22 protein-coding genes and 1 pseudogene are annotated in these 22,922 nt (G+C 71.4%); 10 read left to right on the forward strand and 13 right to left on the reverse strand.

Annotated features, from left to right (window positions below):
• Positions 1–24: 24 nt before the first annotated feature.
• Positions 25–2,226, forward strand: a complete 2,202-nt coding sequence (locus tag ACYVJJ_RS00290; RefSeq protein ID WP_460830175.1) for a DUF1631 family protein — start codon at positions 25–27, stop codon at positions 2,224–2,226.
• A complete protein-coding gene (locus ACYVJJ_RS00295) occupies positions 2,223–2,582 on the forward strand; it encodes a PilZ domain-containing protein (RefSeq protein ID WP_460830177.1) in 360 nt (119 codons plus the stop codon). The genes ACYVJJ_RS00290 and ACYVJJ_RS00295 overlap by 4 nt, the downstream gene beginning before the upstream one ends.
• On the opposite strand, the gene ACYVJJ_RS00300 is transcribed toward ACYVJJ_RS00295, so the two are convergent.
• Entirely contained in the window at positions 2,573–5,224 is a 2,652-nt protein-coding gene (locus tag ACYVJJ_RS00300) for a bifunctional diguanylate cyclase/phosphodiesterase (protein WP_460830178.1), read from the reverse strand. The two genes, ACYVJJ_RS00295 and ACYVJJ_RS00300, sit on opposite strands and share 10 nt — an antisense overlap.
• A 22-nt stretch (positions 5,225–5,246) precedes the next feature.
• Between ACYVJJ_RS00300 and pepQ the strand changes: the two genes are divergently transcribed.
• Positions 5,247–6,569, forward strand: coding sequence for a Xaa-Pro dipeptidase (gene pepQ / locus ACYVJJ_RS00305; protein ID WP_460830180.1), 1,323 nt, complete (start codon positions 5,247–5,249; stop codon positions 6,567–6,569).
• On the forward strand, positions 6,566–6,970 hold the full coding sequence (locus ACYVJJ_RS00310; RefSeq protein WP_460830181.1) for a CrcB family protein: 405 nt from the start codon (positions 6,566–6,568) through the stop codon (positions 6,968–6,970). The genes pepQ and ACYVJJ_RS00310 overlap by 4 nt, the downstream gene beginning before the upstream one ends.
• Here the strand turns inward: ACYVJJ_RS00310 and msrB are convergent.
• Positions 6,927–7,334, reverse strand: coding sequence for a peptide-methionine (R)-S-oxide reductase MsrB (msrB, locus tag ACYVJJ_RS00315; RefSeq protein ID WP_460830183.1), 408 nt, complete (start codon positions 7,332–7,334; stop codon positions 6,927–6,929). The genes ACYVJJ_RS00310 and msrB overlap by 44 nt on opposite strands.
• A 120-nt stretch (positions 7,335–7,454) precedes the next feature.
• Between msrB and lptD the strand changes: the two genes are divergently transcribed.
• From lptD to ACYVJJ_RS00345, 6 genes are all read left to right on the forward strand, one after another.
• Positions 7,455–9,908, forward strand: coding sequence for an LPS assembly protein LptD (gene lptD / locus ACYVJJ_RS00320; protein ID WP_460830184.1), 2,454 nt, complete (start codon positions 7,455–7,457; stop codon positions 9,906–9,908).
• A complete protein-coding gene (locus tag ACYVJJ_RS00325) occupies positions 9,905–11,272 on the forward strand; it encodes a peptidylprolyl isomerase (protein WP_460830186.1) in 1,368 nt (455 codons plus the stop codon). Before lptD ends, ACYVJJ_RS00325 begins: the two co-directional genes overlap by 4 nt.
• A complete protein-coding gene (gene pdxA, locus ACYVJJ_RS00330; protein ID WP_460830187.1) occupies positions 11,273–12,262 on the forward strand; it encodes a 4-hydroxythreonine-4-phosphate dehydrogenase PdxA in 990 nt (329 codons plus the stop codon).
• Between the two features lie 155 nt (positions 12,263–12,417).
• Positions 12,418–13,218 carry a 16S rRNA (adenine(1518)-N(6)/adenine(1519)-N(6))-dimethyltransferase RsmA gene (rsmA, locus tag ACYVJJ_RS00335; RefSeq protein ID WP_460830189.1) on the forward strand — a complete coding sequence of 267 codons (801 nt, stop codon included), beginning with the start codon at positions 12,418–12,420 and terminating at the stop codon, positions 13,216–13,218.
• A gap of 47 nt (positions 13,219–13,265) precedes the next feature.
• Positions 13,266–13,649 carry a Co2+/Mg2+ efflux protein ApaG gene (gene apaG, locus ACYVJJ_RS00340; protein ID WP_460830191.1) on the forward strand — a complete coding sequence of 128 codons (384 nt, stop codon included), beginning with the start codon at positions 13,266–13,268 and terminating at the stop codon, positions 13,647–13,649.
• A 19-nt stretch (positions 13,650–13,668) separates the two neighbouring features.
• Complete coding sequence (locus ACYVJJ_RS00345) at positions 13,669–14,568, forward strand: symmetrical bis(5'-nucleosyl)-tetraphosphatase (protein ID WP_460830193.1); 900 nt, start codon at positions 13,669–13,671, stop codon at positions 14,566–14,568.
• A gap of 60 nt (positions 14,569–14,628) precedes the next feature.
• On the opposite strand, the gene ACYVJJ_RS00350 is transcribed toward ACYVJJ_RS00345, so the two are convergent.
• From ACYVJJ_RS00350 to ACYVJJ_RS00400, 11 genes and pseudogenes are all read right to left on the reverse strand, one after another.
• Positions 14,629–15,012: a hypothetical protein gene (locus tag ACYVJJ_RS00350; RefSeq protein ID WP_460830195.1), complete on the reverse strand. Its 384-nt coding sequence runs from the start codon at positions 15,010–15,012 to the stop codon at positions 14,629–14,631.
• 63 nt (positions 15,013–15,075) lie between these two features.
• Positions 15,076–15,603 (reverse strand): dihydrofolate reductase, encoded by a 528-nt coding sequence (locus ACYVJJ_RS00355; protein WP_460830197.1) that lies wholly within the window; start codon positions 15,601–15,603, stop codon positions 15,076–15,078.
• Positions 15,603–16,043: a DoxX family protein gene (locus tag ACYVJJ_RS00360; RefSeq protein WP_460830199.1), complete on the reverse strand. Its 441-nt coding sequence runs from the start codon at positions 16,041–16,043 to the stop codon at positions 15,603–15,605. Before ACYVJJ_RS00360 ends, ACYVJJ_RS00355 begins: the two co-directional genes overlap by 1 nt.
• Positions 16,044–16,054: 11 nt before the next feature.
• Positions 16,055–16,849, reverse strand: coding sequence for a thymidylate synthase (locus ACYVJJ_RS00365; protein WP_460830201.1), 795 nt, complete (start codon positions 16,847–16,849; stop codon positions 16,055–16,057).
• 1 nt (position 16,850) lies between these two features.
• Entirely contained in the window at positions 16,851–17,732 is an 882-nt protein-coding gene (lgt, locus tag ACYVJJ_RS00370) for a prolipoprotein diacylglyceryl transferase (protein ID WP_460830203.1), read from the reverse strand.
• Between the two features lie 54 nt (positions 17,733–17,786).
• Positions 17,787–18,275, reverse strand: coding sequence for a TPM domain-containing protein (locus ACYVJJ_RS00375; protein WP_460830205.1), 489 nt, complete (start codon positions 18,273–18,275; stop codon positions 17,787–17,789).
• A 2-nt stretch (positions 18,276–18,277) separates the two neighbouring features.
• Positions 18,278–19,201, reverse strand: a complete 924-nt coding sequence (locus ACYVJJ_RS00380) for a TPM domain-containing protein (protein WP_460830207.1) — start codon at positions 19,199–19,201, stop codon at positions 18,278–18,280.
• A gap of 150 nt (positions 19,202–19,351) precedes the next feature.
• A pseudogene (locus ACYVJJ_RS00385) lies at positions 19,352–19,972 on the reverse strand (LemA family protein); the annotation flags it as partial.
• Between the two features lie 134 nt (positions 19,973–20,106).
• Entirely contained in the window at positions 20,107–20,838 is a 732-nt protein-coding gene (locus tag ACYVJJ_RS00390) for a TerC family protein (RefSeq protein WP_460830208.1), read from the reverse strand.
• A gap of 45 nt (positions 20,839–20,883) precedes the next feature.
• On the reverse strand, positions 20,884–21,273 hold the full coding sequence (locus ACYVJJ_RS00395) for a diacylglycerol kinase (protein ID WP_460830209.1): 390 nt from the start codon (positions 21,271–21,273) through the stop codon (positions 20,884–20,886).
• A 379-nt stretch (positions 21,274–21,652) separates the two neighbouring features.
• Positions 21,653–22,687, reverse strand: coding sequence for an isoaspartyl peptidase/L-asparaginase family protein (locus tag ACYVJJ_RS00400; RefSeq protein WP_460830210.1), 1,035 nt, complete (start codon positions 22,685–22,687; stop codon positions 21,653–21,655).
• Positions 22,688–22,922: the final 235 nt, after the last annotated feature.

Consider the following 22,922-nt stretch of genomic DNA (forward strand, 5'->3'; position numbering starts at 1 on the left):
AGCGAAACGATCGGTGGGGCCCCGATGTCCGTCCCGTTTCCTCCCAGCTCGCGCATCCCCGCGGCGGCCTTCCCGGCTGCGGCGCTGCCGCGGCGCGTGCGGGAGACGCTCGAATCGATCCACGCGCTCGCCTTCGAGCTGATCGTCGACCCGCTCGACCGCCTGCTCCCCGAGCTCGAGGCACGCCTCGCGCACCTGCAGGATCGTGGCGCCCAGCACACCGTGAGCGTCAGCTACATGGCGCAGGCGCAGATCCTCCAGCGCCGGCAGGCCGCCTTCATCGCCGCCTACATGCAGGCGATCGACGCCGAGCTCGGCGGCCTGCGCGATCGCGCGCGGTCGCCGCCGCCGCCGGCCGAGGTGCCCGTGGCGATGCCGAGCTTCGAGGAGCTGCGCATCGTGGAGGAGGACGAGGAGGACGAGGCGACCGAGGTGCGCGCGATCGCGCTGCGCCAGGAAGCGCGCGCCGCGCTCCCGCTGCAGCTGCTCTGCCAGCGCTTCGCGGTGCTTGCCGAGTCGCCGGCCTTCGACGTCGCCACCGTGCCGCTCGGGCCGCGCCGTTTGTGCGAGCTGATGCTCGAGGCGGCCACGGCGAACGGCTTCAGCCTGAGCCTGCGGATCGCGATCCTTCGCGAATTCGACCGCCGCGTGCTCGCCGAGTACCCGGGCATCACCGAGGCGGCGAACGACCTGCTCGCACGCCAGCGCATCATGCCCGGCCTGTCCTACGTGCCGCTGCGCCCGCGGCCGCGCACCGTGGCGCCGGCGACCGACGCGCTCGCCGAGCAGGATCGCCCGCTCACCGGCTGGACCGCCGATGCCTCCGCGGAGGCCGACCACCTCACGTTCCAGCTGCTGCAGGAGCTACTCGCCTCGCGCCGGGCGATCGCCGACCGCTTCCGCGGGCCGGGCGAGGCGCTGGCCGAGAAGCGCGCCGAGCTCGGCACGGCCGAGGTCCTGGAGTTCCTGGCGCAGGCCGACCGCAGCCTCGCGGGCCACGACATCGAGGCGATCCGCCAGTGGCTGCTGCTGCAGGGACGACGCGCGCGCGGCCACGCCGTCGCACTCACGCCGCAGGACAGCGACACCTTCGAGCTGCTGGGTCTTATGTATGCGCATGTCCTGCGCGACGTACGGCCGGAGCCGGCGCCGCTCGCCATGCTCGACGCGCTCAAGCTGCCGCTGCTGCGCACCGGCCTCGCGGACGCGGCGTTCTTCGTGCGCAGCAGCCATCCGGCGCGCGAGCTGCTCAACGCCGTCGCCGAGTCCGCCGCGCGCTGGTACGCGCCGGAAGACATCGATCCGCAGCTGCACGCGCACCTGCAGCGGGTGGTCGCCGACGTGGCCGGCGCAGCCGACCCGATGCAGGCGTTCCGCGCCGCGGTGCAGTCCCTCGACACGCAGATGCAGGCCGCGATGCGTCGCGCGGACATCGCCGAGCGGCGCAACGTCGAGGCCGCGCGCGGCAAGGAGAAGCTCGCCGTCGCCCGGCAGCGCGCCACCGCCGTGATCGAGGCCGCCCTCGCGACCGCGCGCGTGCCCGTCTTCCATCGCGGCATGCTCCGCCACGCCTGGGCCGACGTACTCACGCTGGGCCACCTGCGCCACGGCGAGCAGGGGCCGGACTGGCAGGTGCTCGTCGAGGCGACCGCCGATCTCGTGCGCGCCGCCGCGGGCGGGCCGGCCGTGCCGGGGCTGGCGGACAACGTCGAGCAATGGCTGGTGGCCGTGGGCTACCACGCCGACGACGCCGGCCGTATCGCACGCCTGCTCGCCGGCGAGACGAACGAGGACGACGACGAGGATGCCGCGTCGACCCGCACCGAACTCGCGCTCAAGCTCAAGGCGCGCGCGCGCCTCGGCGAGGACGCGCTGCCCGACACCTCGCACCTGCCGCCCATGACCGATGGCGAGCGCGGGCAGCTCGAGCGCCTGCAGGAACTGCCTGCCGGCGCCTGGTTCGAGCTCGCGGGCCCGGCGGGGCCGCTGCGTCGGCGCCTGTCGTGGACCAGTCCGGTCACCGGCCATGCGCTGTTCGTGAATCCGCGCGGGCAGCGCGTGGGCGAGTCCACGCTGGACGAGCTCGCGCGCCAGCTCGCCTCGGGCGATGCGCGCATCGTCACCGCGATCGACGGGCGCCTGGTCGATCGCGCGTGGCGCGCCGCGCTGCAGGGCCTCGGCGCCCATGCCTCGCGGGCGCCGTCCGCGGCCGGAGACGATGCATGAGCACGCCCGTCGACGAATCCCGCCGCAGCCGTCGGCGCCGCGTCGAGGAGCGCGTCGAAGTCGTCGACGCGATGACCGAGCTCGCGGTCGGCCAGCTCGGCAACCTGTCCGAGAGCGGGCTGCTGCTGCTCGCGAGCGCGCCGCTGCACGAGGACTGCCTGTACCAGCTGCGCTTCGCGCTCCCGGACGTGCCCGGGCGCGGCGTGCCGCTCGAGGTCGGTGCGCACCTGCTCTGGCGCAACGCCGCCGCGCCTCCGGGCCAGGCCTGGATCGGCTTCCGCTTCCTGTCGATCGAGGACGGGCAGCTCGAGCGGCTGCGGGCCTGGATCGACGCGCCGGGCGCGACCTACGTCTGAGCGACCGCCGGGCGGTGCAGCACCGCCAGCTCGGGCCTGTGCAGCACGAAGCCCTGCGCGAGGTCGACGCCGACCGCGGCGAGCGCATCGACGAGTTCCAGGCTGTCCACCCATTCCGCCACGACCTGCAGGCCGCGCTGGTGGCCGATGTCGGTCACCGCGCGCACGATGGCCTGGCTCATCGGATCGCTGAGCAGGTCGCGCACGAAGCCGCCGTCGATCTTGATGATGTCCACCGGCAGGTTCTTGAGGTAGCCGAACGAGGACATGCCCGCGCCGAAGTCGTCGAGCGCGATTCGGCAACCGGTACGGCGCAGCGCGCCGACCAGCCGCGAGACCTGCGCGAGGTTGCGCACCGCGACGGTCTCGGTGATCTCGAAGCACAGCCGCCGCGGATCCACGCCGTGGCGGGCGACGAGCGCGGCCACGAACTCGACGAGGCCTTCGTCCTCGAGCGTGGCGCCGGAGAGGTTGATCGCCACGAACTGCAGCGCGTCGCCCTGCGGATGGATGCGGTCGAGATGCGCGAGCGTGGTCTCGATCACCCAGCGGTCGATCGCCGGCATTAGGCCGAAGCGCTCCGCCGCGGGAATGAAGGCGCCCGGGGGCACGATGCGGCCGTCTTCGTCGCACAGGCGCAGCAGCACTTCCACGCGTGTGGCGTCGCCGGCCCCCGAGCCCGCGAGCGGATGCACCTCCTGGAAGAACAGCCGCAGACGATCCTTGTCGAGCGCCCAGCGCAGCCGGTGCGCCCATTCCATCTCGGTGCGCCGGCGCGCCGCGGCGTCGTCGCTCGCCGAATAGAAGTGCACCCGGTTGCGGCCGGCATCCTTGGCCATGTAGCAGGCGGTGTCCGCGCGCGCGAACGCTTCCTTCAGCGTCGACTGCGGATCGAGCAGAACCCCGCCGATGCTCGCGGTGATGCCGTAGCTCGACTGGTCCCAGACGAAGGTGAAGCTGTCGATGTGCTGGCGCAACCGCTCGGCGACGAGCAGCGCGCCGGCGGTGTCGTGCACGTCGCAGGCGAGCACGCCGAACTCGTCGCCGCCGAGGCGCGCGAGCGCGTCACTGCCCCGCAGCTGCTCGCGCATCAGCCCGGCGAGCTGCGCCAGGAGCTGGTCGCCGGCCGAATGGCCGGAGGTATCGTTGATCAGCTTGAACTGGTCGAGGTCGACGTAAAGCAGCGCGCAGACGGGGCCACCCGCCGCGGCATGCGCCAGCGCGCGCTCGACGAGCCGCTCGAACTCGCGGCGGTTGTAGAGCTCGGTGAGCGCGTCGTGGCTCGCCTGGTAGGTGAGCAGCTCGGTGAGCTGGCGCTGCTGCGAGATGTCGGAGGCGACCAGCAGGAACTTCTCGCGCCCGCCGATCGTCACGCGCCGGATCGACAGGCTCGCCCAGAAGCGATCGCCGTTCGTGCTGCGCAGCACCGTCTCGACGCCTTCCCAGTCGGGGCCGCCGGGCGCGAGCAGCTCGGCCCGGCGATCGGGTTCCTCGAACAGGTCCTCGAAGCGCGCGCCGTCCACACCTTCGCCGAGCCGCACGCGCGCGGCCTGGTTGGCGTAGGTGACCTCGCCCGACTCCACCCGCGCGAGCACGACCAGTGCGGGCAGCAGCTCGTTGACCGCCCTGAAGCGCTGCTCGCTGTCGCGGTAGCGCGCGCTCATCGCCTCGCCGATCTCCACGGCGCGGCGTCGCGCGTTCGCGAGCGACGCGATCCACAGCGAGAGCAGCAGGCTCGCGAGGCCGCCAATGGCGAGCATCGGCAGCCCGGCGCGACCGAACGCACGCGGCGGCGCGATCTCCGCGACCTCGACGCGCCATCGGCGGCCGCCGACGTCGATCTCGTCGCGCCGCGACCAGCCGCCCACGGCGGCCTGCGCCGGCCGCGAGTCGTGGACGATGCGCTCGGTGCCGTCACCGAGGTCGACGATGCGCAACGCGAGCTGACGCCGCCATTCCGACGGGAACGCGCGCTCGGCGAGCGTCGACATCCGGAACGAGATGCCGAACGAGCCGACAAAGCGCGCGCGTCGCGCGGCCACGTCGAGCGGCCGCGGGCCCGGGCCATAGAGCGGCAGGCGCAGCAGCAGCCCGTCCGGCGAATGGCCGACCGGATCCTGGATGAGCCGGAACGGCGCCGAGAGGGCGGCGACATCGGTGTCTCGCGAGCGCTGCAGGGCGGCCAGGTTCGATGCCTGCGAGCGCACGTCGAGCCCGACCACACGCTCGTTGCCGGCCGCCGGATAGACATGGACTGTCGGATAGGCCTCGCCCTGCGGGCCGGGCCGCCGCTCGGAATAGACCACGGCCTGCAGGCCCGGCAGGCGGCTGACCAGGCCGAGGTCGGATGCCGCCTGCTCGAAACGCTCGCGCGTGACCGGCGCGCCGCCGAGGCCGACCTGCAGCCCCCGCAGGGCGAAGTCGAAGCCGCGCAGCTCGCGCGAGAGCGCGTCGAGCTCGCTGCGCGCGATGGCCTCGAGCCGGCGCACGTCCTCGCGGCGCGCCTCGCGCTCTCGCCAGCTGGCGAAGGCGAACGTCGCGGCGAGCCCCAGCCCGAGTGCGAGCAGGCTCATCAGCCACGGCGCGGCGACGAGCCGTGGCAGGGCCCGTGCGCGTTGCTCCGCCAATCCGTCAGAATCCACGGCGCCTCCCCGGACGACCGTCATGCACAGCCCTGATCCCGCCCGACTCTACGCCGCCCACCTCGACGCGATCCGGCAGCGCGCCGACGACGCCCTGGCCCGCGCGGGCCTCGACCACCTGGTCGTCCCCAGCGGCACGTCGCACTACCAGGTCTTCGATGATCGCGATTATCCGTACGCGGTCAATCCGCAGTTCAAGGCGTGGGTGCCGCTGGTACGGACGCCCGGCAGCTGGATCGTCCACACGCCCGGCGCACGCCCGAAGCTGATCTACCTGCAACCGCGCGATTACTGGCACGTCGTCCCCCAGACGCCGTCGGGCTGGTGGGTCGACCACTTCGACATCGTCGTCATCCGGTCCCCCGAGCAGGCGCGGCCCCATCTGCCTCCTGCAGACAGGAGCGCGATCCTCGGCGAGCCGCAGAGCGCGCTCGGCGATTATGCGCCGAACAATCCCGCGGCGGCGCTCGCCTACCTCGAGTACCACCGTGCCTACAAGACGCCGTACGAGATCGCGCTGATGCGCGCGGCCTCCGCGATCGGCGTGCGCGCGCACCGCACGGCGGAAGCGGCGTTCCGCGAGGGCCGCTCGGAATTCGACATCCACCTCGCTTACTGCGCTGCCGCGCGCCAGGATGCGAACGACCTGCCCTACGGCAACATCGTCGCGCTCAACGAGCATGGCGCGGTGCTGCATTACACCGAGCTGCAGCGCGATGCCCCAGCCGAATCCCGCAGCTTCCTGATCGACGCGGGCGCCAGCGCGCACGGGTATGCCTGCGACATCACCCGCACGTACGCGCGCGACACCGGTGGCGAGTTCCAGGCGCTGATCGACGCCGTCGACGCCGCCCAGCAGGCGATGTGCGCGCAGGTCCGCGCGGGCGTCGACTACCGCCGGATCCATCTCGACGCACACCTCGCGCTCGCGGGCGTGCTGCGCGACTTCGGGGTGCTTAAGACCAGCGCCGAGGCGGCGGTCGAAAGCGGCGTGAGCAGCACCTTCTTCCCGCACGGCATCGGCCACGGCATCGGCCTGCAGGTGCACGACGTGGCGGGCTTCGCCGAGTCCGACGCCGGCGGCACGATCGCCAAGCCCGAGGGGCATCCCTACCTGCGGCTGACGCGAACGCTCGCGCCGGGGATGGTGGTCACCATCGAGCCTGGGCTGTACTTCATCGACATGCTGCTCGAGGACCTGCGCGCCGGGCCGCATGCCGGCGCCGTCGACTGGGACCGCATCGAGCGCTTCCGGCCCTTCGGAGGCATCCGCATCGAGGATGACGTGGTCTGCACCGAAGGCGAGCCGCTCAACCTGACCCGCGAGGCGTTCGGCCTGGCATGAGCCCGCCGGCGGCGCAGGCCGGGTGGCTCGTCGCCGCGGGCGGCGCTCGGGCAGGCTCTGCTCGCGCGTTACGGCGCCGGGCTGCCGTGGGCACGCTCGTCGCCAACCTGCTGGGCAGCTTCTTGGCCGGCGGGCGGGTCGCCTGGCTCGACGGCCGGACCGCGCTCGAGCCGCTGCGGCTGCTCCGGGTGATCAGCCTGATCGGCGGGCTGACCACGATCTCCGGGCTCGCCATCGAAGTGCTCGTGCTCGCACGCGGGCCGCGGCCGCTCGTGTCGGCGGCCTACCTGGGGATCACGCGCGTCGCCGGGCTCGGCCTCGCCGCGCTCGGCGCGCGGCGGGCCTGCTTTTACGGGGCTAGCCCGTCGGCTCGGGCACGAAATCGAGCGACGCCGAGTTGATGCAGAAGCGCAGGCCGGTCGGTGGCGGGCCGTCCGGGAAGACGTGGCCGAGGTGCGAGGCACAGTGCGCGCACTTCACCTCGACCCGGCGCATCCCGTGGCTCGTGTCCGCATGCTCGCTCACCGCCTCCGGCGTCGCCGGGCGGACATAACTCGGCCAACCGCTCCCCGAGTCGTACTTGTCGACGGACAGGAACAGCGCCGTGCCGCAGGCCACGCAGACATACGTGCCCGCGGCCTTGTGGTTCCAGAACCGGCCCGTGAAGGCGCGCTCGGTGGCCGAGCAGCGGCACACCGCGTACTGCTCCGGCGTGAGCTCCTGGCGCCACTGTTCGTCGGTTTTCTCGATGCTCGACGTACTCATATGTCCTCCACTGCGGGCATTGGAGCATGCGCGGGCTCGCGTTGCCGCTCCGTCGGCGATGGGGCAATCTAGCCGCCCGATGGGGCCGTCCCCCGCCCATCACGTCAACGGAACCGCCGCGTGCGCACGACTCTCCGCCTGCTCCCGTTATCGCTGTGCATCGCCATGGCCCTTCCCGCGATGGCCGCCGAGGACGAGGAGGACTGGAGCCTCTGCCCGATCCGCGACGCCGTCCCCGCCTTCGCGGGCGTCGACAGCGCCACCGACGGCAACTCGCAGCTGCGCGTGCAGCAGCCGACCGACATCGAAGGCGATGCGCTCGAGGGCATCGAGAACCAGGAGACGCTGGTTCAGGGCAATGTGGAGCTGCGCCGCGGCGACCAGTTCCTCGGCACCGACCGCCTCGTCTACAACCAGGAGACCGGCACCTACCGCGCCGAGGGCAGCATCCGCTACCAGGACGCCGGCATGCGCATCGTCGCCAAGAGCGCCGAGGGCAACCAGGAGACAGACACTCACACGATCAACGACCTCGACTACCAGCTCATGCGCCGGCGCGGCAGTGGTGGCGCGGAAAAGATCGCGCTGGCCGAGGATCGTGGCTCGCTGTATGGCGCGACCTATTCGACGTGCGATCCCGGCCAGCGCGCCTGGGAGCTGCGCGCGAACCGCATCGACATCGACATGGCGCGAGGCCGTGGCGTCGCACGCAACGCCACGCTGCGCATCGGCAAGGTGCCGGTGTTGTACGTGCCGTGGTTCCCGTTCCCGACCGACGATCGCCGCCAGACCGGCTTGCTCTACCCGTCGATCTCTCTGTCGGGCCGCAACGGCTTCGACTGGCGTCAGCCGATCTACCTCAACCTCGCGCCGAACTACGACGCCACGCTGCATCCGCGGATCATGACCAAGCGCGGTGCGCAAATCGGCGGCGAGTTCCGCTGGCTGTACGAGCGCGGCCGCGGCATCGTTTCGGGCAACTGGATGCCCAAGGACGAGCTCCCCGAGCGGGAAGCCGAGCGCTACCTCTTCGACCTGAACGGGATTCCGATCGCGTCCGGGCTACCGGACGAGAATCGCGGCCAGTTCGGGCTCAATGCGATCCACAACTTCAGCTCCAACCTGTACGCGACCGCGAACCTCGGCTGGGTGAGCGACACGCACTACCTCGAGGACTTCAGCAACAGCCTTTACGGCGTAGCGAGCTACTTCGTGCGCAGCGAGACCGGGCTGTTCGCACGCGGCCGCTACTGGAATGCCGGCATCACCGCCGATCATTACCAGCTCGCCGACTACACGCTCACGAAGGCGAACCTCCCCTATGACCGGCTTCCGCGTCTCTATGCGCAGTGGGGCCGGCCGTTCGGCCGCTGGCTTGAAGCGGGCGTGGACGGCGAGCTCGTGCGCTTCTCTCATGCGGACTACCGCGCCGACGCGCGGACCCCTGCGCAGTACCAGTTCGACGGCACGCGTTTCGACCTCAAGCCGTACATCGCCGCGAACCTCGAGGGGGCGAGCTGGTTCGTGCGGCCGAAGCTCGCCTGGCGCTACACCGCCTACGAACTCGACAACCGCTGGGGCCCGCAGGTCGGCGGCCAGTTGTCGCCGAACCGCTCGCTGCCTATCACCTCCGTCGACGCCGGCATGTTCTTCGACCGCGAGACCGAGATCCGCGGCGAGCGCTACCTGCAGACGCTTGAGCCGCGCCTGTATTACCTGCGTGTTCCCTACCGCGACCAGAGCGGCATCCCGCTGTTCGACACCGCGCCGATGACCTTCAGCTGGGGCCAGCTGTTCCGCGACAACCGCTACACCGGCCCCGACCGCCAGACGGACGCCAACCAGCTGACGATCGCCGCGACCACACGCTTCATCAGCGAGGCTGACGGCCGCGAGCGCCTGTCGGCCAGCCTCGGCCAGATCCGCTACTTCGAGGACAGCCGGGTCGTGCTGCCCGGTGAGACCGCGGTCGCGCAGGGCAAGTCGGCGTGGGTCGCGGAGGCGTCCTTCTCTCCCTCCGACCGCTGGATCATCAGTGGCGCCTACCAGTGGGACCCGAAGCTCCGCGGGCAGAACCTCGCCAGCCTGCGTGCCCACTATCTGGTGGGCGAGGAGGGCGTCGTCAATCTCGGGTACCGCTATCGCCGCAACCCGTCCTACAACGCCTCGATCCCGCAGGGCCCGCTGAACCGCGAGGCGCTGGTCGAGCAGGTCGACTTCTCGTTCCTCTATCCGATCAACCGGAACTGGAGCGTGGTCGGGCGCTATTACTACTCGCTGCTCGACAAGAAGGAACTCGAGACGATCGGCGGCGTCCAATGGGAGAGCTGCTGCCTGGCCGTCCGGCTGGTCAGCCGCCGCTACCTCCGCGACCGGTCCGGCAACCTGAACGATTCCCTCCAACTGGAAGTTGAACTGAAGGGCCTGGGCTCGGCCGGCCAGAAGGCGGAGCGCGTTTTGCGCCGTGCTATTCTCGGCTACGACCGCGACGACCTCTACCTCGTCCCGCCGTCCTCGGTGAATCGTCCCGACGGCGCGAGCGGCAACTCCCCGACTCCCGATCCGAGCCCATGACCGCATCCCGCCCGATGAAGACGCTGCTCGCGTGCCTGCTCTCCGCGACGCTGGCCGCGCCCGCCGTCGTCCTGCCGACCGCATTCGCCCAGGACGTGCGCCCCCTCGACCGCATCGCGGTCGTGGTGAACGAGGACGTGATCCTGCGCAGCGAGCTCGACCGCGCGATCGCCAACATCCGCGCGCAGTACGCCGGCCGCGAGACCCAACTCCCGCCGGACGACGTGCTCGAGCGGCAGGTCATCGAGCGGCTGGTGCTCACGCGCCTGCAGGTCACCCGCGCGCAGGAGACCGGCGTGCGCGTGACCGACGAGGAGCTCGACCAGGCCATCGCCGGGATCGCCCAACAGAACGGCCTGTCGGTCGATGCGCTGCGCCAGCGCGTCACGTCCGACGGCTCCACCTTCACCGAGTTCCGCACGTCGATCCGCGACGAGCTGCTCGTGCAGCGCCTGCGCCAGCGCTTCGCGCAGGGCCGCATCAATGTAAGCGAGGCCGAGATCGACGCGGCCGTCGCGGCGACCGCGGCCACCGGCTCGCAGTACCGCCTCGCGCACATCCTGGTCGCGCTGCCCGAGGGCGCGACGCCCGAGCAGATTGCCACCGCCGAGAAGAAGATCCGCGGCGTGAAGGGCCTGCTGGACAAGGGCGAGATGGATTTCCCGGCCGCCGCGGCGCGCTATTCCGACAGCCCGAACGCGCTCGAAGGCGGTGACCTCGGCTGGCGCGGCAGCGACGAGATCCCGAACGCGTTCGCGACCATGGTGCGCCAGATGCAGCCCGGCCAGGTCACCGAGCCGATCCGCGGCCCGAGCGGCTTCCAGCTGCTGAAGCTGGTCGAGGTGCGCGACGCGGCCGAGGCGCCGGCGCAGATGGTCACGCAGTACAACGCGCGCCACATCCTCGTGCGCATCGACGACGACACCACCGAGGCGCAGGCCCGCGCGCGCATCGACACGATCGCCGCGCGCATCGCCGGCGGCGCGACGTTCGCGGATGTCGCGCGCACCGAGTCCGGCGACACCAATTCGGCCTCGCGCGGCGGCGACCTCGGCTGGTTCACCGCCGACCAGTTCGGCCCCGAGTTCGGTCAGGCCGTCTCGGCACTGCAGGACGGCCAGGTGTCCGCGCCGATCCGTACGCAGGCGGGCTGGCATCTCGTGCAGCGCGTCGGCAGCCGCCAGGCGAATGCCACGGACCAGACCAAGCGCGCGCAGGTCGCCGAGACGATCGGCCGCCGCAAGCTCGAGGACGAGTGGAACCGCTTCCTGCGCGAGATGCGCGGCGAGGCCTTCGTCGACGTCCGCACGGGCACGGCCAGCGTCACGCCGGCAGCGCCCGCGCCGGCCGCCTCCGGCGGCTGAGTGGACTCCATCCGGCTCGCGCTGGTCCCGGGCGAGCCGGCCGGCGTCGGGCCGGAACTGTGCGTGCGGCTCGCCCAGCGGCCGCGCGCCTACGGACTGACCGCCTTCGCCGACCCGCAGGTGCTGGCGGCCGCCGCGGCCCGGCTCGGCCTGCCGCTGGAACTCCGATCCGCGACCGATCGCGCGACCGCGGCCGGGAGCCTCGCAGTCGTCCCCATGCCCGTCGCCCAGCCGGTCCGGCCGGGGCGTCTCGAAGTCGCGAACGCCAGCTCCGTCATCGCCGCCCTCGAGCGCGCGGCGGACGCCTGCATCGCCGGCGCGTTCGACGGACTCGTCACCGGCCCCGTGCACAAGGCAGTCATCAACGACGCCGGGATCGCCTATACCGGCACCACCGAACTGCTCGCGCGGCGCGCGGGCGCCGAGGTCGTGATGATGCTCGGCCACGATGACCTCCGCGTGGCGCTGGTGACCACGCACCTTCCGCTGCGTGCGGTGCCCGATGCGATCACCGCCGGTGCGGTCGAGCGGACGCTGCGCGTCGTCGATGCCGCCATGCGCAGGGACTTCGCGATCGCACGCCCGCGAATCGCGGTGCTCGGCCTCAATCCGCATGCGGGCGAGGACGGGCATCTCGGGCGCGAGGAGATCGAGGTCATCGCACCCGTGCTCGCCCGGCTCGCGTCGGAGGGGTTCGAGCTCACCGGCCCACTCCCGGCCGACACCGCCTTCCTTCCGGCCAAGCTGCGCGGCTTCGACGCGGTGGTGGCGATGTACCACGACCAGGGCCTGCCGGTGCTCAAGTACAGCGGCTTCGAGCGGGCCGTGAACATCACCCTCGGCCTGCCCTATCCGCGCGTCGCGGTGGATCACGGCACGGCACTGGACCTCGCGGGCACGGGGCGCGCCGATCCGTCGAGCCTCTTCGCCGCGGCGGACCTCTGCGCGCGGCTCGCCGCCGCGCGGGCGGCGCAGGCCGCCGCCGTCTGAACGTCGAGCGGGTGGCGGCCCCGCCCGCATCCACGATGGCAATAGCAAGGGAAACCAGCACCGATCGGCCGAAGCCGCGGCTGAACGCGGGCGCGTCACTCCGCTGATGCGCGGCTCCGGTCCGGTCATGCCGGCCCATGCGCGATAATCCGTCGATGGATCCGACGCGCCCCTTCACCGAGCCGCCCAAGAAGCAGTTCGGCCAGCACTTCCTTCACGAGCGCGGGGTCATCGCGAAGATCGTCCAGGCCGTGGACCCGCAGCCCGGCGACCGGCTCGTGGAGATCGGCCCCGGCCAGGGCGCGATCACCTTTCCGCTGCTCGAGCGCCACGGCGAGCTCACCGTCATCGAGTTCGATCGCGACCTCATCGCGCCGCTCACCGAAGCCGGCGCCGCGTACGGCGCACTGACGGTGATCCAGGGCGACGTGCTGAACGTCGACTTCACCGCGCTCGCGCACGGCAGGCCGATCCGGCTGGTCGGTAACCTGCCCTACAACGTCTCCTCGCCGATCCTGTTCCACGCGCTTGAGCATGCCGCGGTGGTGCGCGACATGCACTTCATGCTGCAGAAGGAAGTGGTCGACCGCATGGCCGCGGGTCCGGGCTCGAAGGTCTACGGGCGCCTCGGCGTGATGCTGCAGGCCTATTGCCGGGTGACGCCGCTGTTCGACGTCGCGCCGGGCGCGTTCCGTCCGCCGCCGAAGGTGGACTCCGCCGTGGTGCGCCTGGTGCCCAAGCCCGCAGCCGAGGTGCGTGTGCAGGATCGCGCGATGTTCGCGCGCGTGGTGCGCGACGCCTTCGGTCAGCGGCGCAAGACGCTCCGCAATGCGCTGTCGAACGTCGCCGACGCGGCGGCGATCGAGGCCGGCGGCGTGGAGCCCGGCCTGCGCGCCGAGCAGGTGCCGGTGGAGGCCTTCGTCGACCTCGCGAACGCGCTCGCGGCGCGTGCCTGATCTCGGGCGGCTTCGCGACGGGCGTTGCAGCACGTAAACTCGACCGGATGGACAACGGCCACGAACATGCGATCGGCGTCGAGGTGCGGACGCGCTACCTCGAGGACCAGTCCGAGCCGGCGCAGGACCGCTACGTCTTCGCGTACACGGTGCGCCTGCACAACACCGGCACCGTCGGCGCGAAGCTGCTCGGCCGGCACTGGATCATCACCGATGCCAATGGCCAGGTGCGTGAGGTCGACGGCGACGGCGTGGTCGGCGAGCAACCGCAGCTCGGACCGGGCGAGAGCTTCGAATACACCTCCGGCGCGGTGCTGGAAACCGACCTCGGCACGATGCGCGGCAGCTACCGCATGCTCGGCGACGATGGCATCCCGTTCGAGGCCCCGATCCCGGCCTTCACCCTGACCGTGCCGCGCACGCTGCACTGATGCGCGCGGACGTGACGGCATGACGGTCTGGGCGATCGGCGACCTGCAGGGTTGCTACGACGCGACGCAACGCCTCCTCGAACGCATCGCGTTCGATCCCGCGCGCGATCGGCTGTGGTTCTGCGGCGACCTCGTCAACCGCGGCGGCCAGTCGCTGGAGACGCTGCGGCTCGTGCATTCGTTGCGCCAGCAGAGCGTCGTCGTGCTCGGAAACCACGACCTCTCGCTGCTCGCGGTCAGCGAGCGCCGCGAGGACGAGCAGAAGAAGGTCAACGCCGACCTCGCGCGCATCGTGACCGCGCCCGACCGCGACGAGCTGCTCGGCTGGCTGCGCATGCAGAAGCTGATGCACGTCGACCGCGAGCTCGGCTGGGCGATGCTGCATGCGGGCATCGCGCCGAAGTGGACGATCGCGATGGCCGAGCGCCATGCGCGCGAGGTCGAGAAGGTGCTGCACGGCGACCAGTACACGCGCCTGCTCAAGAACATCTACGGCGACGGCCCGGTATGGAACCCGCGGCTCGCGGGGATGGACCGGCATCGCGCGATCATCAACATCTTCACCCGCATGCGCTTCTGCAGCCCGCGCGGACGTATCTCGTTCGAGGACAAGGGGCCGCCCGGCACGCAGCCGATCGGCCTCTATCCCTGGTACGCGGTACCGGGCCAGGTGCAGCGCGACCTGAAGATCGTCTCCGGACACTGGTCCGCGCTCGGGCTGTTCATCGGCCACGGCGTGCATGCCATCGATACCGGGGCGGTCTGGGGCGGCAAGCTCACCGCGCTTCGACTGGACACCGACGAGTTGCAGGTCGTGCAGGCGCCCGGCCGCGACGTACCGGCGAGCCCGCCGAAGCCGCGCGGGCCGCGGCCGCCGCAGCGCGGCCGGCCACCCGGGCGCGGACCCGAGCGCAGCTGACCGCGGCGCGAGTGCTCCGCATCGCGGAGTGCTCCCGCTGCAGGCAACGTGCCGCGTGGATCAGAACAGGACGTCGCGCAGGAACGAGAGCACCACCATGAGCCCCGCGGCGAGCAGCGGCGCGAGCGCATAGCGCCCCCATCGCGGGAGGTCGAGGATGCGCACCGTGGCCGCCGCGGCGACGGCCGCGACGAGCAGCGAGCCGATGAAACCCGGGCTGGCGAGGAAGGCCGGCGCGCTGCCGCCGCGGACGGACGAGATCCCCGCGATCAGCAGCGGCACCACGAGCGCGGCGACCACGGCGACCGGAAGGGCCGCGATCCAGAAGTGGCGCCGTGCGATCGGCTCGGCCACCGCAGCATGCGGGCGCGAATACGGATTGTCGTCCGCGTGGTGCACGACGCGCCTCGATTTACCGGTGGATTCCGCGACAGGTTCGTCCATGCATTCGGGCCTCCCCGCCCGCGTCGCCACACCACGCCGGAGCGACGCGGTGGCAAAGCGACATTAGTCGATGCGCGGGGCCTCCGCAGCCGTGCTGCCGGCGCGCTCGAGGTCCACGAAGTCGAACGCGAACGCATGGCGCGCGTCCGCGGCATGATGCTCACGGCGCACTTCCCGCCAGCCCTGCGCATCGATCGGCGGGAACCAGGCGTCGGCGCGGGGCACGCGCGTGTCCACCTCCGTGAGGTGCAGGTGCGTCGCGATCGGCAGCGCCGCCTCGAACACCGCGCCGCCGCCGATGACCGCGAGCTCGGTGGCCGACTCCGCGCGCGCCGCGGCGAGCGCCTCGTCGAACGATCCCACCGCCTGCATGCCCGCGAATGGCACCCGCCCACTGCGCGTGAGGACGAGATTGGTACGCCCGGGCAAGGCGCGACCGAGCGACTCGGCGGTGAGGCGGCCCATCAGCAGCGGCTTGCCGAGCGTCAGCGCCTTGAAGCGCTTGAGGTCGTCCGGCAGGTGCCAGGGCAAGCCGCCGTCGACGCCGATCGCGCGTGCATGGTCGTAGGCGACGACGATCGAGACGCGCATCAGAGCCGCTCGCGCAGGCGTGCGTCGAGCGACAGCCGCCCGGCCCCGGTGGAGGCGAGGCACAACCCGCCGGCAACGAGGGCTAGCGCGGGAAAGGCGGCCGGATACGGCGCCTTCGCATCCACCATCGCGATCGCGACGATGAAGTTGAACCAGACGACGAGCGCGGCCGGGCGCGTCCACAAGCCCAGCACGAGCGCGAGTCCGCCGAGGAACTGCCCGGCCACCGAGAGCAGCGCGCAGGCGAGTGGAAACGCGAAGCCGTGGTGCGCGAGGAAGTCGCGGAACTCGAGCATGCGCGCCCACGAGGTGACGTTGTCCCACGTCATCACCACCGGATGCCCACCTATCACGATGCGAAGCAGCAGCAGGCCGATGTCCGGATGGCGCGCGAGCCGGTGCTCGAGTCGCGCGAGCGGGCTGGCGGCCGTGTCGCGCATGCGCATCGCGCTCAGACCGCGACCGGCGCCTTGATCGCCGGATGCGGGTCGTAGCCTTCGATCGCGATGTCGTCGAACGTGAAGGCGAACAGGTCGTCGATGGCCGGGTTGAGCCGGAGCGTCGGCAGGGCGCGCGGCGTGCGCGTCAGCTGCTCGCGTGCCTGCTCGAAATGGTTCGAGTACAGGTGCGCGTCGCCGAGCGTGTGGACGAAGTCGCCGACGCCGAGCCCGCAGACCTGCGCGACCATGTGCGTGAGCAGCGCATAGCTCGCGATGTTGAACGGCACGCCGAGGAAGATGTCGCCGCTGCGCTGGTAGAGCTGGCAGCTGAGCTTTCCGTCGGCCACGTAGAACTGGAACATCGTGTGGCACGGCATGAGCGCCATCTTCGGCAGGTCCGCCACGTTCCAGGCGCTGACGATCAGGCGGCGCGAGTCCGGATTGCGGCGGATCTCGTCGACGACCCAGCGCACCTGGTCGATCTCCGTGCCGTCGCTGCCCGCCCACCGGCGCCACTGCTTCCCGTAGACGGGGCCGAGTTCGCCGGCCTCGTCGGCCCATTCGTCCCAGATGCTGACCTTGTTCTCGCGCAGGTAGGCGATGTTCGTCTCGCCGCGCAGGAACCACAGCAGCTCGTGGACAATCGAGCGCAGGTGCAGCTTCTTCGTGGTGACGAGCGGGAAGCCGTCGGCGAGGGGAAAGCGCATCTGCCAGCCGAAGACGCTGCGCGTGCCGGTGCCGGTGCGGTCGGACTTCTCCGTGCCGTGCTCGAGTACGTGGCGCAGGAGATCGAGGTACTGCTGCATGTCAGCCTGCCGTGGCGACGGGCGCCGGCTGCAGCGTCGGCTGGCGGCGCGAATACCACAGCCAGAACAGCCCGAGCAGGATCAGCGGCAGGCTCAGCACCTGGCCCATCGTGAGCCAGCCGAAGGCGAGGTAGCCGAGCTGGCGATCCGGTTCCCGCACGAATTCGACGAGGAAGCGGAACACGCCATAGAGCAGCGCGAACATGCCGCCCACCGCATAGCGTGGGCGCGGCCGGCGCGAGTACCACCACAGCAGCCCGCCCATGACGATGCCCTCGAGCACCGCCTGGTAGAGCTGCGAGGGATGCCGCGCGAAGGCACCGAGCGTGCCCTGCGCATGCAGTTCGCGCAGCTGGGCCATCGGCGCGCCGGCGAGCGCGTCGGGCAGGCCGCGCGGGAAGATCACGCCCCAACCGGCGCCGGTCTCCTTGCCCCACAACTCGCCGCCGATGTAGTTGCCGAGCCGGCCGAAGCCCAGCCCGAACGGCACCAGAGGCGCGACGAAATCCATCGCGTCCATGAAGTGCATGCGATGCCGGCGGCACCAGAGCCAGACCCCCACCATCACGCCGAGTAGCCCGCCGTGGAAGCTCATGCCGCCTTGCCAGATGCGCACGAGCATCAGCGGGTCCTTCAGCACGTCGCCGAACGCATAGAACAGTACGTAGCCGAGACGGCCGCCGAGCACGACGCCGAGCATCCCGTAGAACAGGAGGTCGCCGAAGGCCTGCTCGTTGACGCCCGGCAGCCGGCCGGCGCGCACGCGACTCCGTCCGAGCCACCAGGCCACGATGAAGCCGAGCAGGTACATCACGCCATACCAGTGCACCTGCACGGGGCCGAGGTGCAGGGCGATCGGGTCGATGTCGTGCAGGATCGTCATCAGGCCGGCGGTCCGTGGCGGGGCGGCCATTGTCGCCCCGCGGGCGCGCGGCCGCTACAGCAGGTGCGGGCGGTCCGGCACCTCGTTGGTATCGATGTAGCCTTCCCCGCGCGGAAAGTGGCGTTCGAGGATCGCGGAAATCGACTCGATCGCGCGCAGGATGCCGGCCTCGCCCTCCCCGGCGCGCAATGCATCGGCGATCCGCATGCAGATCGCCGACCACTCGTCGTCGCCGACGCGTCCATTGAAGCCGCGGTCCGCCACGATCTCGATCGCGTGGTCGGCGAGCAGCAGGTAGACGAGCACCCCGTTGTTGCCGTCGGTGTCCCAGACGCGCAGGCGCGTGAAGATCTCGGCTGCACGCTCGCGCGTGCGCAGCCCGACCAGCACGGCCTGCAGCGGCAGCGCGGCCTCGACCGCGAAGCAGATCTCGCCGGTGTGGCGGGCTTCGCTGGCGGCGATCGCCCCGGCGATGCGCTCCAGGCACGCCGGCGGGAAGCGGCGTGCGGACGAGGGCGCGAGCAGATGGCGGAGGACGCGCATGCTCACCAGCTCCCGGAGGCGCCGCCGCCTCCGCTCATGCCACCACCACCGCCCCAACCACCGCCACCGAAGCCGCCGCCACCGCCGAAGCCACCCCCGCCGAAGCCGCCGAAACCACCGAAGCCGCCGTAGCCGACATCGCGCGCATAGCGCACGCGCCGCCCGCCTGTGAGCCCGAGGAAGAAGCCGAGTCCGGCGCCGATCAGGCCGATGAAAGCGAGCGACGAGAGCAGCAGCGCCGCCCCGCCTGCGAAGCCCGCACCGGCGATGCCGCGCACGAACGCCGGTGCGCGCCCGAACAGTGCCCGCGCGAATTGGGCCACGAACAGGGCGGCGATCAGGCCGAGGATCGGATTGCCCCGCGAGGCGGGCGCGCCGCCGATGCCCGGTGCGACGCCACCCGGAACCTGCTGCGCCATCGGCGCCGGCAGCGCCTCGCCATCGATCAGGCGGGTGAGCACCGCGGTGGCCTCGCGCAAGCCGCCGGCGTAGTCGCCGCGGCGGAAGCTCGGCACCATGTATTCCTGGATCACGCGATGCGCGGTGATGTCGGGAATGGCGCCTTCCAGCCCGTAGCCGGTCTCGATCTTGACCCGGCGGTCGTCCTTGGCGACCACGATCAGCACGCCATCGTCGACCTTCTCGCGGCCGAGCTTGTACTGGTCGAAGGCGCGCACCGCGAACGAGGCGATGTCCTCCGGCTGCGTGGTGGGCACCATCAGGATCTGCAGCTGCGCGCCCTTGCGCTGGCGCAGCGCCAGCGCCTGCTGCTCCAGCTGCTGGCGGCTCGCCGCATCGAGCGTGCCGGTGGTGTCGATCACAGGCGACGTCAGCGGCGGGATCGCGGCGATCTTCTGCGCCGCCGCCGCGAACGCGACGGCGACCAGCGCGAGGACGAGCAGGACCCGGAGCGCGCTGCGCCGCATGCGGCGCGATCAGCGCTGGACGGGTGCGGGCGCCGGGACGGGCGTCGTCGGCTGCGCGCCGGAGGCCGGCGGCAGCGGCTGCGGCCCCGTGGCCGGCGGCGGAAGCGCCGGGGCCTGCTGCTGGGCCGGCGCGGGCGGCACCGGCTGCGGGGCGGCGCCCGGCGCGGGCGGCATCTGCACCTGCGGCGCATTGCCGAAGTCGACCGTCGGCGCATGGGAGATCTGCGCCTCGTTCTCGACCGTGAAGTTCGGTCGGCGCTCGGCATTGAACATCATCGCGGTCAGGTTCACCGGGAACTTGCGGATGTAGGTGTTGTAGTCCTGCACCGCCTCGATGTAGCGCTGGCGCTCCACCGCGATGCGGTTCTCGGTGCTCTCGAGCTGCGTCTGCAGCGCGATGAAGTTCTGGTCGGCCTTGAGCTGCGGGTAGTTCTCGCTCACCACCAGCAGGCGCGAGATCGCGCTCTGCAGCTCGCCCTGCGCCTGCTGGAACTGGCGCAGCGAATCGGGGTCGTTCGCGTTGACGTTGATCGAGCCCACGCGCGAGCGCGCTTCGGTCACCTGCGTCAGAACCTGCTGCTCGTGGCTCGCATAGCCGCGCACGGTGGCGACCAGGTTCGGCACGAGGTCGGCGCGGCGCTTGTACACGTTGAGCACCTGCGACCAGGCGGCATCGACGGCCTCGTCCTTCTGCTGGATCTGGTTGTAGCCGCAGCCCGACAGCAGGGTCGCGACGACGGACAGCAACAGGGCGGCGAGCAGCTTGCGCATGGGTGTCCTCGTTCGGTGCGCCGGTCGGCGCCGGCCGGCGAACTACACGCCAGCGGCAATAAACACGACGTGATGCCCGAACGGAACGGGCCCGCGCGAGGCGGGCCCGTGGACGGCGTGCACGGTGGCGGACGTCAGTCCGGCAACGCCTGCCGCAGCGCGCGGCGCTTGGCCGCGAGGTTGAGCACCTCGACCAGCGCCGAGAAGCCCATCGCCGCGTAGATGTAGCCCTTCGGCAGGTGCACGCCGAAGCCGTCGACGATCAGGTACACGCCCACCAGCACGATGAAAGCCAGTGCGAGCATCTTCACCGTCGGGTTCGCGTCGATGAAGCGGCCCAGCGGCTTGGAGGCGAGCAGCATCACCGCTACCGCGAGCAGGATGGCCGTCACCATCACCGCCTTCTGGTTCGCCATGCCCACCGCGGCAATGACCGAATCGAGCGAGAACACGATGTCGATCACCGCGATCTGCGCGATGACCATGCCGAACGATGCGGCCGGCTTGGTGTGGATGTCCTCCTCGTCGGGCTCGCCGACGATGAGGTCGCGGATCTCCGCGCTGCCCTTCACCACGAGGAACAGGCCGCCGACGATCAGCACGAGGTCGCGGATCGAGATGCCGATGCCGAAGATCGAGAACAGCGGATCGGTGAGGCCGGCGAGCCAGGCGAGCGTGAGCAGCAGCGCGATGCGCGTGATGCAGGCCACCGCGATGCCGAAGCGCCGCGCGGTGTCGCGCTGGTGCACGGGCAGCTTGCTGACCGCGATCGAGATGAAGACGAGGTTGTCGATGCCCAGCACGATCTCGATCGCGCTCAGCGTGACGAGCGTGATCCAGGTCTGGGGGTCGAAGAGCATTTCCATCGAACGTGGTTCCTTAAGGGAGCAGGCGCGGCAGGCCGCGCGGTATCACGATGCGGCGAGCAGGCGCGGGCCGAGCAGCGCGCCCCACGTCAGCACGACGACGAGCATGGTCACGAAGACGGCCGCCGAGCCCATGTCCTTCGCGCGGCCGGCGAGCTCGTGGAATTCGGCGCCGTAGCGCTCGATCACGGCCTCGACCGACGAATTGAGCAGCTCGACCGCCATCACCAGCAGCATCGAGCCGATCAGCAGCACGCGCTCGACCGCCGATGCGCCCAGCCACCAGGCGAGCGGCGCGAGCACCACGAACAGCCAGACCTCGAGCCGGAACGACGACTCGTGCCGCCACGCCGCGGCCAGCCCCTGCAGCGACCAGCGCGCCGCCTTGAGGATGCGCATCGGGTGGCGCGGCAGGTGGCCGATGTGGTCAGCCATGGCGGGCGCGTCCCGTGGGCGTCGTGGATCCGGCGCCGGGCACCGGGAATGCGGAAGTCATCGAAGGGCTCGCGGCCGGCCCGGGCGGCGCCGGCGAGGCGGGGATTCTGCCATACGGCGGGCGGGGTGCCGGCTCGGGCCGGTGGCGGGCGGCCTGTGAGGGGGCGTCGGCGTGATGGCTCGCGTCGCGTACATGCGGCGAAGGCGGAGCCACCGCAAGCCGGCGCGTTCAAGGTGCAGCCGGGCACACGCCGGACGTCCAATGCCGACAGCCGCCTGCGCGATGCCGCGCCCTCGGCGCTCCAGTCCCGCCGGTGCACGGCCGCCGACGCGGGCGGCGTCGGATCGGACCGATGCCTTGCGAGTGAAGCGCCGCCGCTCAGCGCTCCATGCCCTGCCCGTGCACCGCCGTGCCGCGGCGACCGTCGGGGAGCACCCAGCCCCGGAACATGCTGCCGCTGTTGAACGGCATCGCGATGTTGCCCTCGCGATCGATGGCGATCGCGCCACCGTCGCCCCCCAGGGCCGGGATCACGCGGTTGATGACCTCGTCCGACGCTGCTGCGAGCGTGTCGCCGCGGTACGCCATGCGCGCGCAGATGTCATGCGCCGCGGCGGCGCGGATGTAGAACTCGCCCCAGCCGGTGGTCGAGACGCCGCAGCGGTCGTCGGCCCACGTGCCCGAGCCGATGATCGGCGCATCGCCGACGCGGCCCCAGCGCTTGTTGGTCATGCCGCCGGTGCTGGTCGCCGCCGCGATGCGCCCGTCGCGATCGAGCGCGACCGCGCCGACGGTACCGAAGTAGGTCGGCTGGTCGGTCGGCGCGTCGCGCGAGGCGGCGCGCTTCGCCTTCTCCTCGCGCTGCGCCTTCTCCAACTGCTGGCGACGGTGCGGCGTGTCGAACCAGTCGTTGGGGACGCGCTCGATCTCGGGCAGCGTATCGGCGAAGGCTTCGGCGCCCGCGCCGGCGAGCATCACGTGCGGGCTCTTCTCCATCACGGCGCGCGCCAGCCGGATCGGATTACGCACGGTGGAGACGCCGGCCACGGAGCCCGCGCGGCGCGTGTGGCCTTCCATGATCGCGGCGTCCAGCTCATGGCCGCCCACCGCGTTGAAGACGGCGCCCTTGCCGGCATTGAAGCGGGGGCTCTCCTCCAGCACGAGCACCGCGGCCGTGACCGCATCGAGCGCGCTGCCGCCGCGCTGCAGCACGGCATTGCCGGCATCCAGCGCGCGGCCGAGCGTGCCGTGCACGTCGCGCAGGTCGGCCGCACTCAGCGATTCCTTCGGCACGAAGCCGGCACCGCCGTGGATCACCAGGGCCGTGCGCCCGGCAGGCGGCGTGGGAGACGGCGATCCGGCGTGGGCGGCGGTCGCGGCGGCGGCGAGCAGGACGGGCAGGAAGGCGCGCATGGAGGGCTCCGGAAGGACCGCCAGAGCATACGGAACGATGACGTCGGTGAACGCTCCGCACCCCGTGTTGGCCGCTTGCGGGCTCGTCTGTCGTTTTTACCGCCTGCGCACACGCACTGTGCGCTGCAACACGAATCGCGATGATCTTCTTCACGCGACGACGAGTTTTCCGAACGCAATCCGGCCGCCGCCCTTCACACCGCAGTGCCCGTGTTTCAAGGCTGATACAGCCGCC

Source organism: Lysobacter humi (ex Lee et al. 2017) (genome assembly GCF_054781815.1).

Excerpts from the sequence above, each read along its gene's own strand:
- ACYVJJ_RS00290 (WP_460830175.1), top strand. The coding sequence starts at position 25 with ATGTCCGTCCCGTTTCCTCCCAGCTCGCGCATCCCCGCGGCGGCCTTC.
- ACYVJJ_RS00295 (WP_460830177.1), top strand. The coding sequence starts at position 2,223 with ATGAGCACGCCCGTCGACGAATCCCGCCGCAGCCGTCGGCGCCGCGTC.
- pepQ (WP_460830180.1), top strand. The coding sequence starts at position 5,247 with ATGCACAGCCCTGATCCCGCCCGACTCTACGCCGCCCACCTCGACGCG.
- ACYVJJ_RS00310 (WP_460830181.1), top strand. The coding sequence starts at position 6,566 with ATGAGCCCGCCGGCGGCGCAGGCCGGGTGGCTCGTCGCCGCGGGCGGC.
- msrB (WP_460830183.1), bottom strand. The coding sequence starts at position 7,334 with ATGAGTACGTCGAGCATCGAGAAAACCGACGAACAGTGGCGCCAGGAG.
- ACYVJJ_RS00325 (WP_460830186.1), top strand. The coding sequence starts at position 9,905 with ATGACCGCATCCCGCCCGATGAAGACGCTGCTCGCGTGCCTGCTCTCC.
- rsmA (WP_460830189.1), top strand. The coding sequence starts at position 12,418 with ATGGATCCGACGCGCCCCTTCACCGAGCCGCCCAAGAAGCAGTTCGGC.
- apaG (WP_460830191.1), top strand. The coding sequence starts at position 13,266 with ATGGACAACGGCCACGAACATGCGATCGGCGTCGAGGTGCGGACGCGC.
- ACYVJJ_RS00345 (WP_460830193.1), top strand. The coding sequence starts at position 13,669 with ATGACGGTCTGGGCGATCGGCGACCTGCAGGGTTGCTACGACGCGACG.
- ACYVJJ_RS00350 (WP_460830195.1), bottom strand. The coding sequence starts at position 15,012 with ATGGACGAACCTGTCGCGGAATCCACCGGTAAATCGAGGCGCGTCGTG.
- ACYVJJ_RS00355 (WP_460830197.1), bottom strand. The coding sequence starts at position 15,603 with ATGCGCGTCTCGATCGTCGTCGCCTACGACCATGCACGCGCGATCGGC.
- ACYVJJ_RS00360 (WP_460830199.1), bottom strand. The coding sequence starts at position 16,043 with ATGCGCGACACGGCCGCCAGCCCGCTCGCGCGACTCGAGCACCGGCTC.
- ACYVJJ_RS00365 (WP_460830201.1), bottom strand. The coding sequence starts at position 16,849 with ATGCAGCAGTACCTCGATCTCCTGCGCCACGTACTCGAGCACGGCACG.
- lgt (WP_460830203.1), bottom strand. The coding sequence starts at position 17,732 with ATGACGATCCTGCACGACATCGACCCGATCGCCCTGCACCTCGGCCCC.
- ACYVJJ_RS00375 (WP_460830205.1), bottom strand. The coding sequence starts at position 18,275 with ATGCGCGTCCTCCGCCATCTGCTCGCGCCCTCGTCCGCACGCCGCTTC.
- ACYVJJ_RS00380 (WP_460830207.1), bottom strand. The coding sequence starts at position 19,201 with ATGCGGCGCAGCGCGCTCCGGGTCCTGCTCGTCCTCGCGCTGGTCGCC.
- ACYVJJ_RS00390 (WP_460830208.1), bottom strand. The coding sequence starts at position 20,838 with ATGGAAATGCTCTTCGACCCCCAGACCTGGATCACGCTCGTCACGCTG.
- ACYVJJ_RS00395 (WP_460830209.1), bottom strand. The coding sequence starts at position 21,273 with ATGGCTGACCACATCGGCCACCTGCCGCGCCACCCGATGCGCATCCTC.
- ACYVJJ_RS00400 (WP_460830210.1), bottom strand. The coding sequence starts at position 22,687 with ATGCGCGCCTTCCTGCCCGTCCTGCTCGCCGCCGCCGCGACCGCCGCC.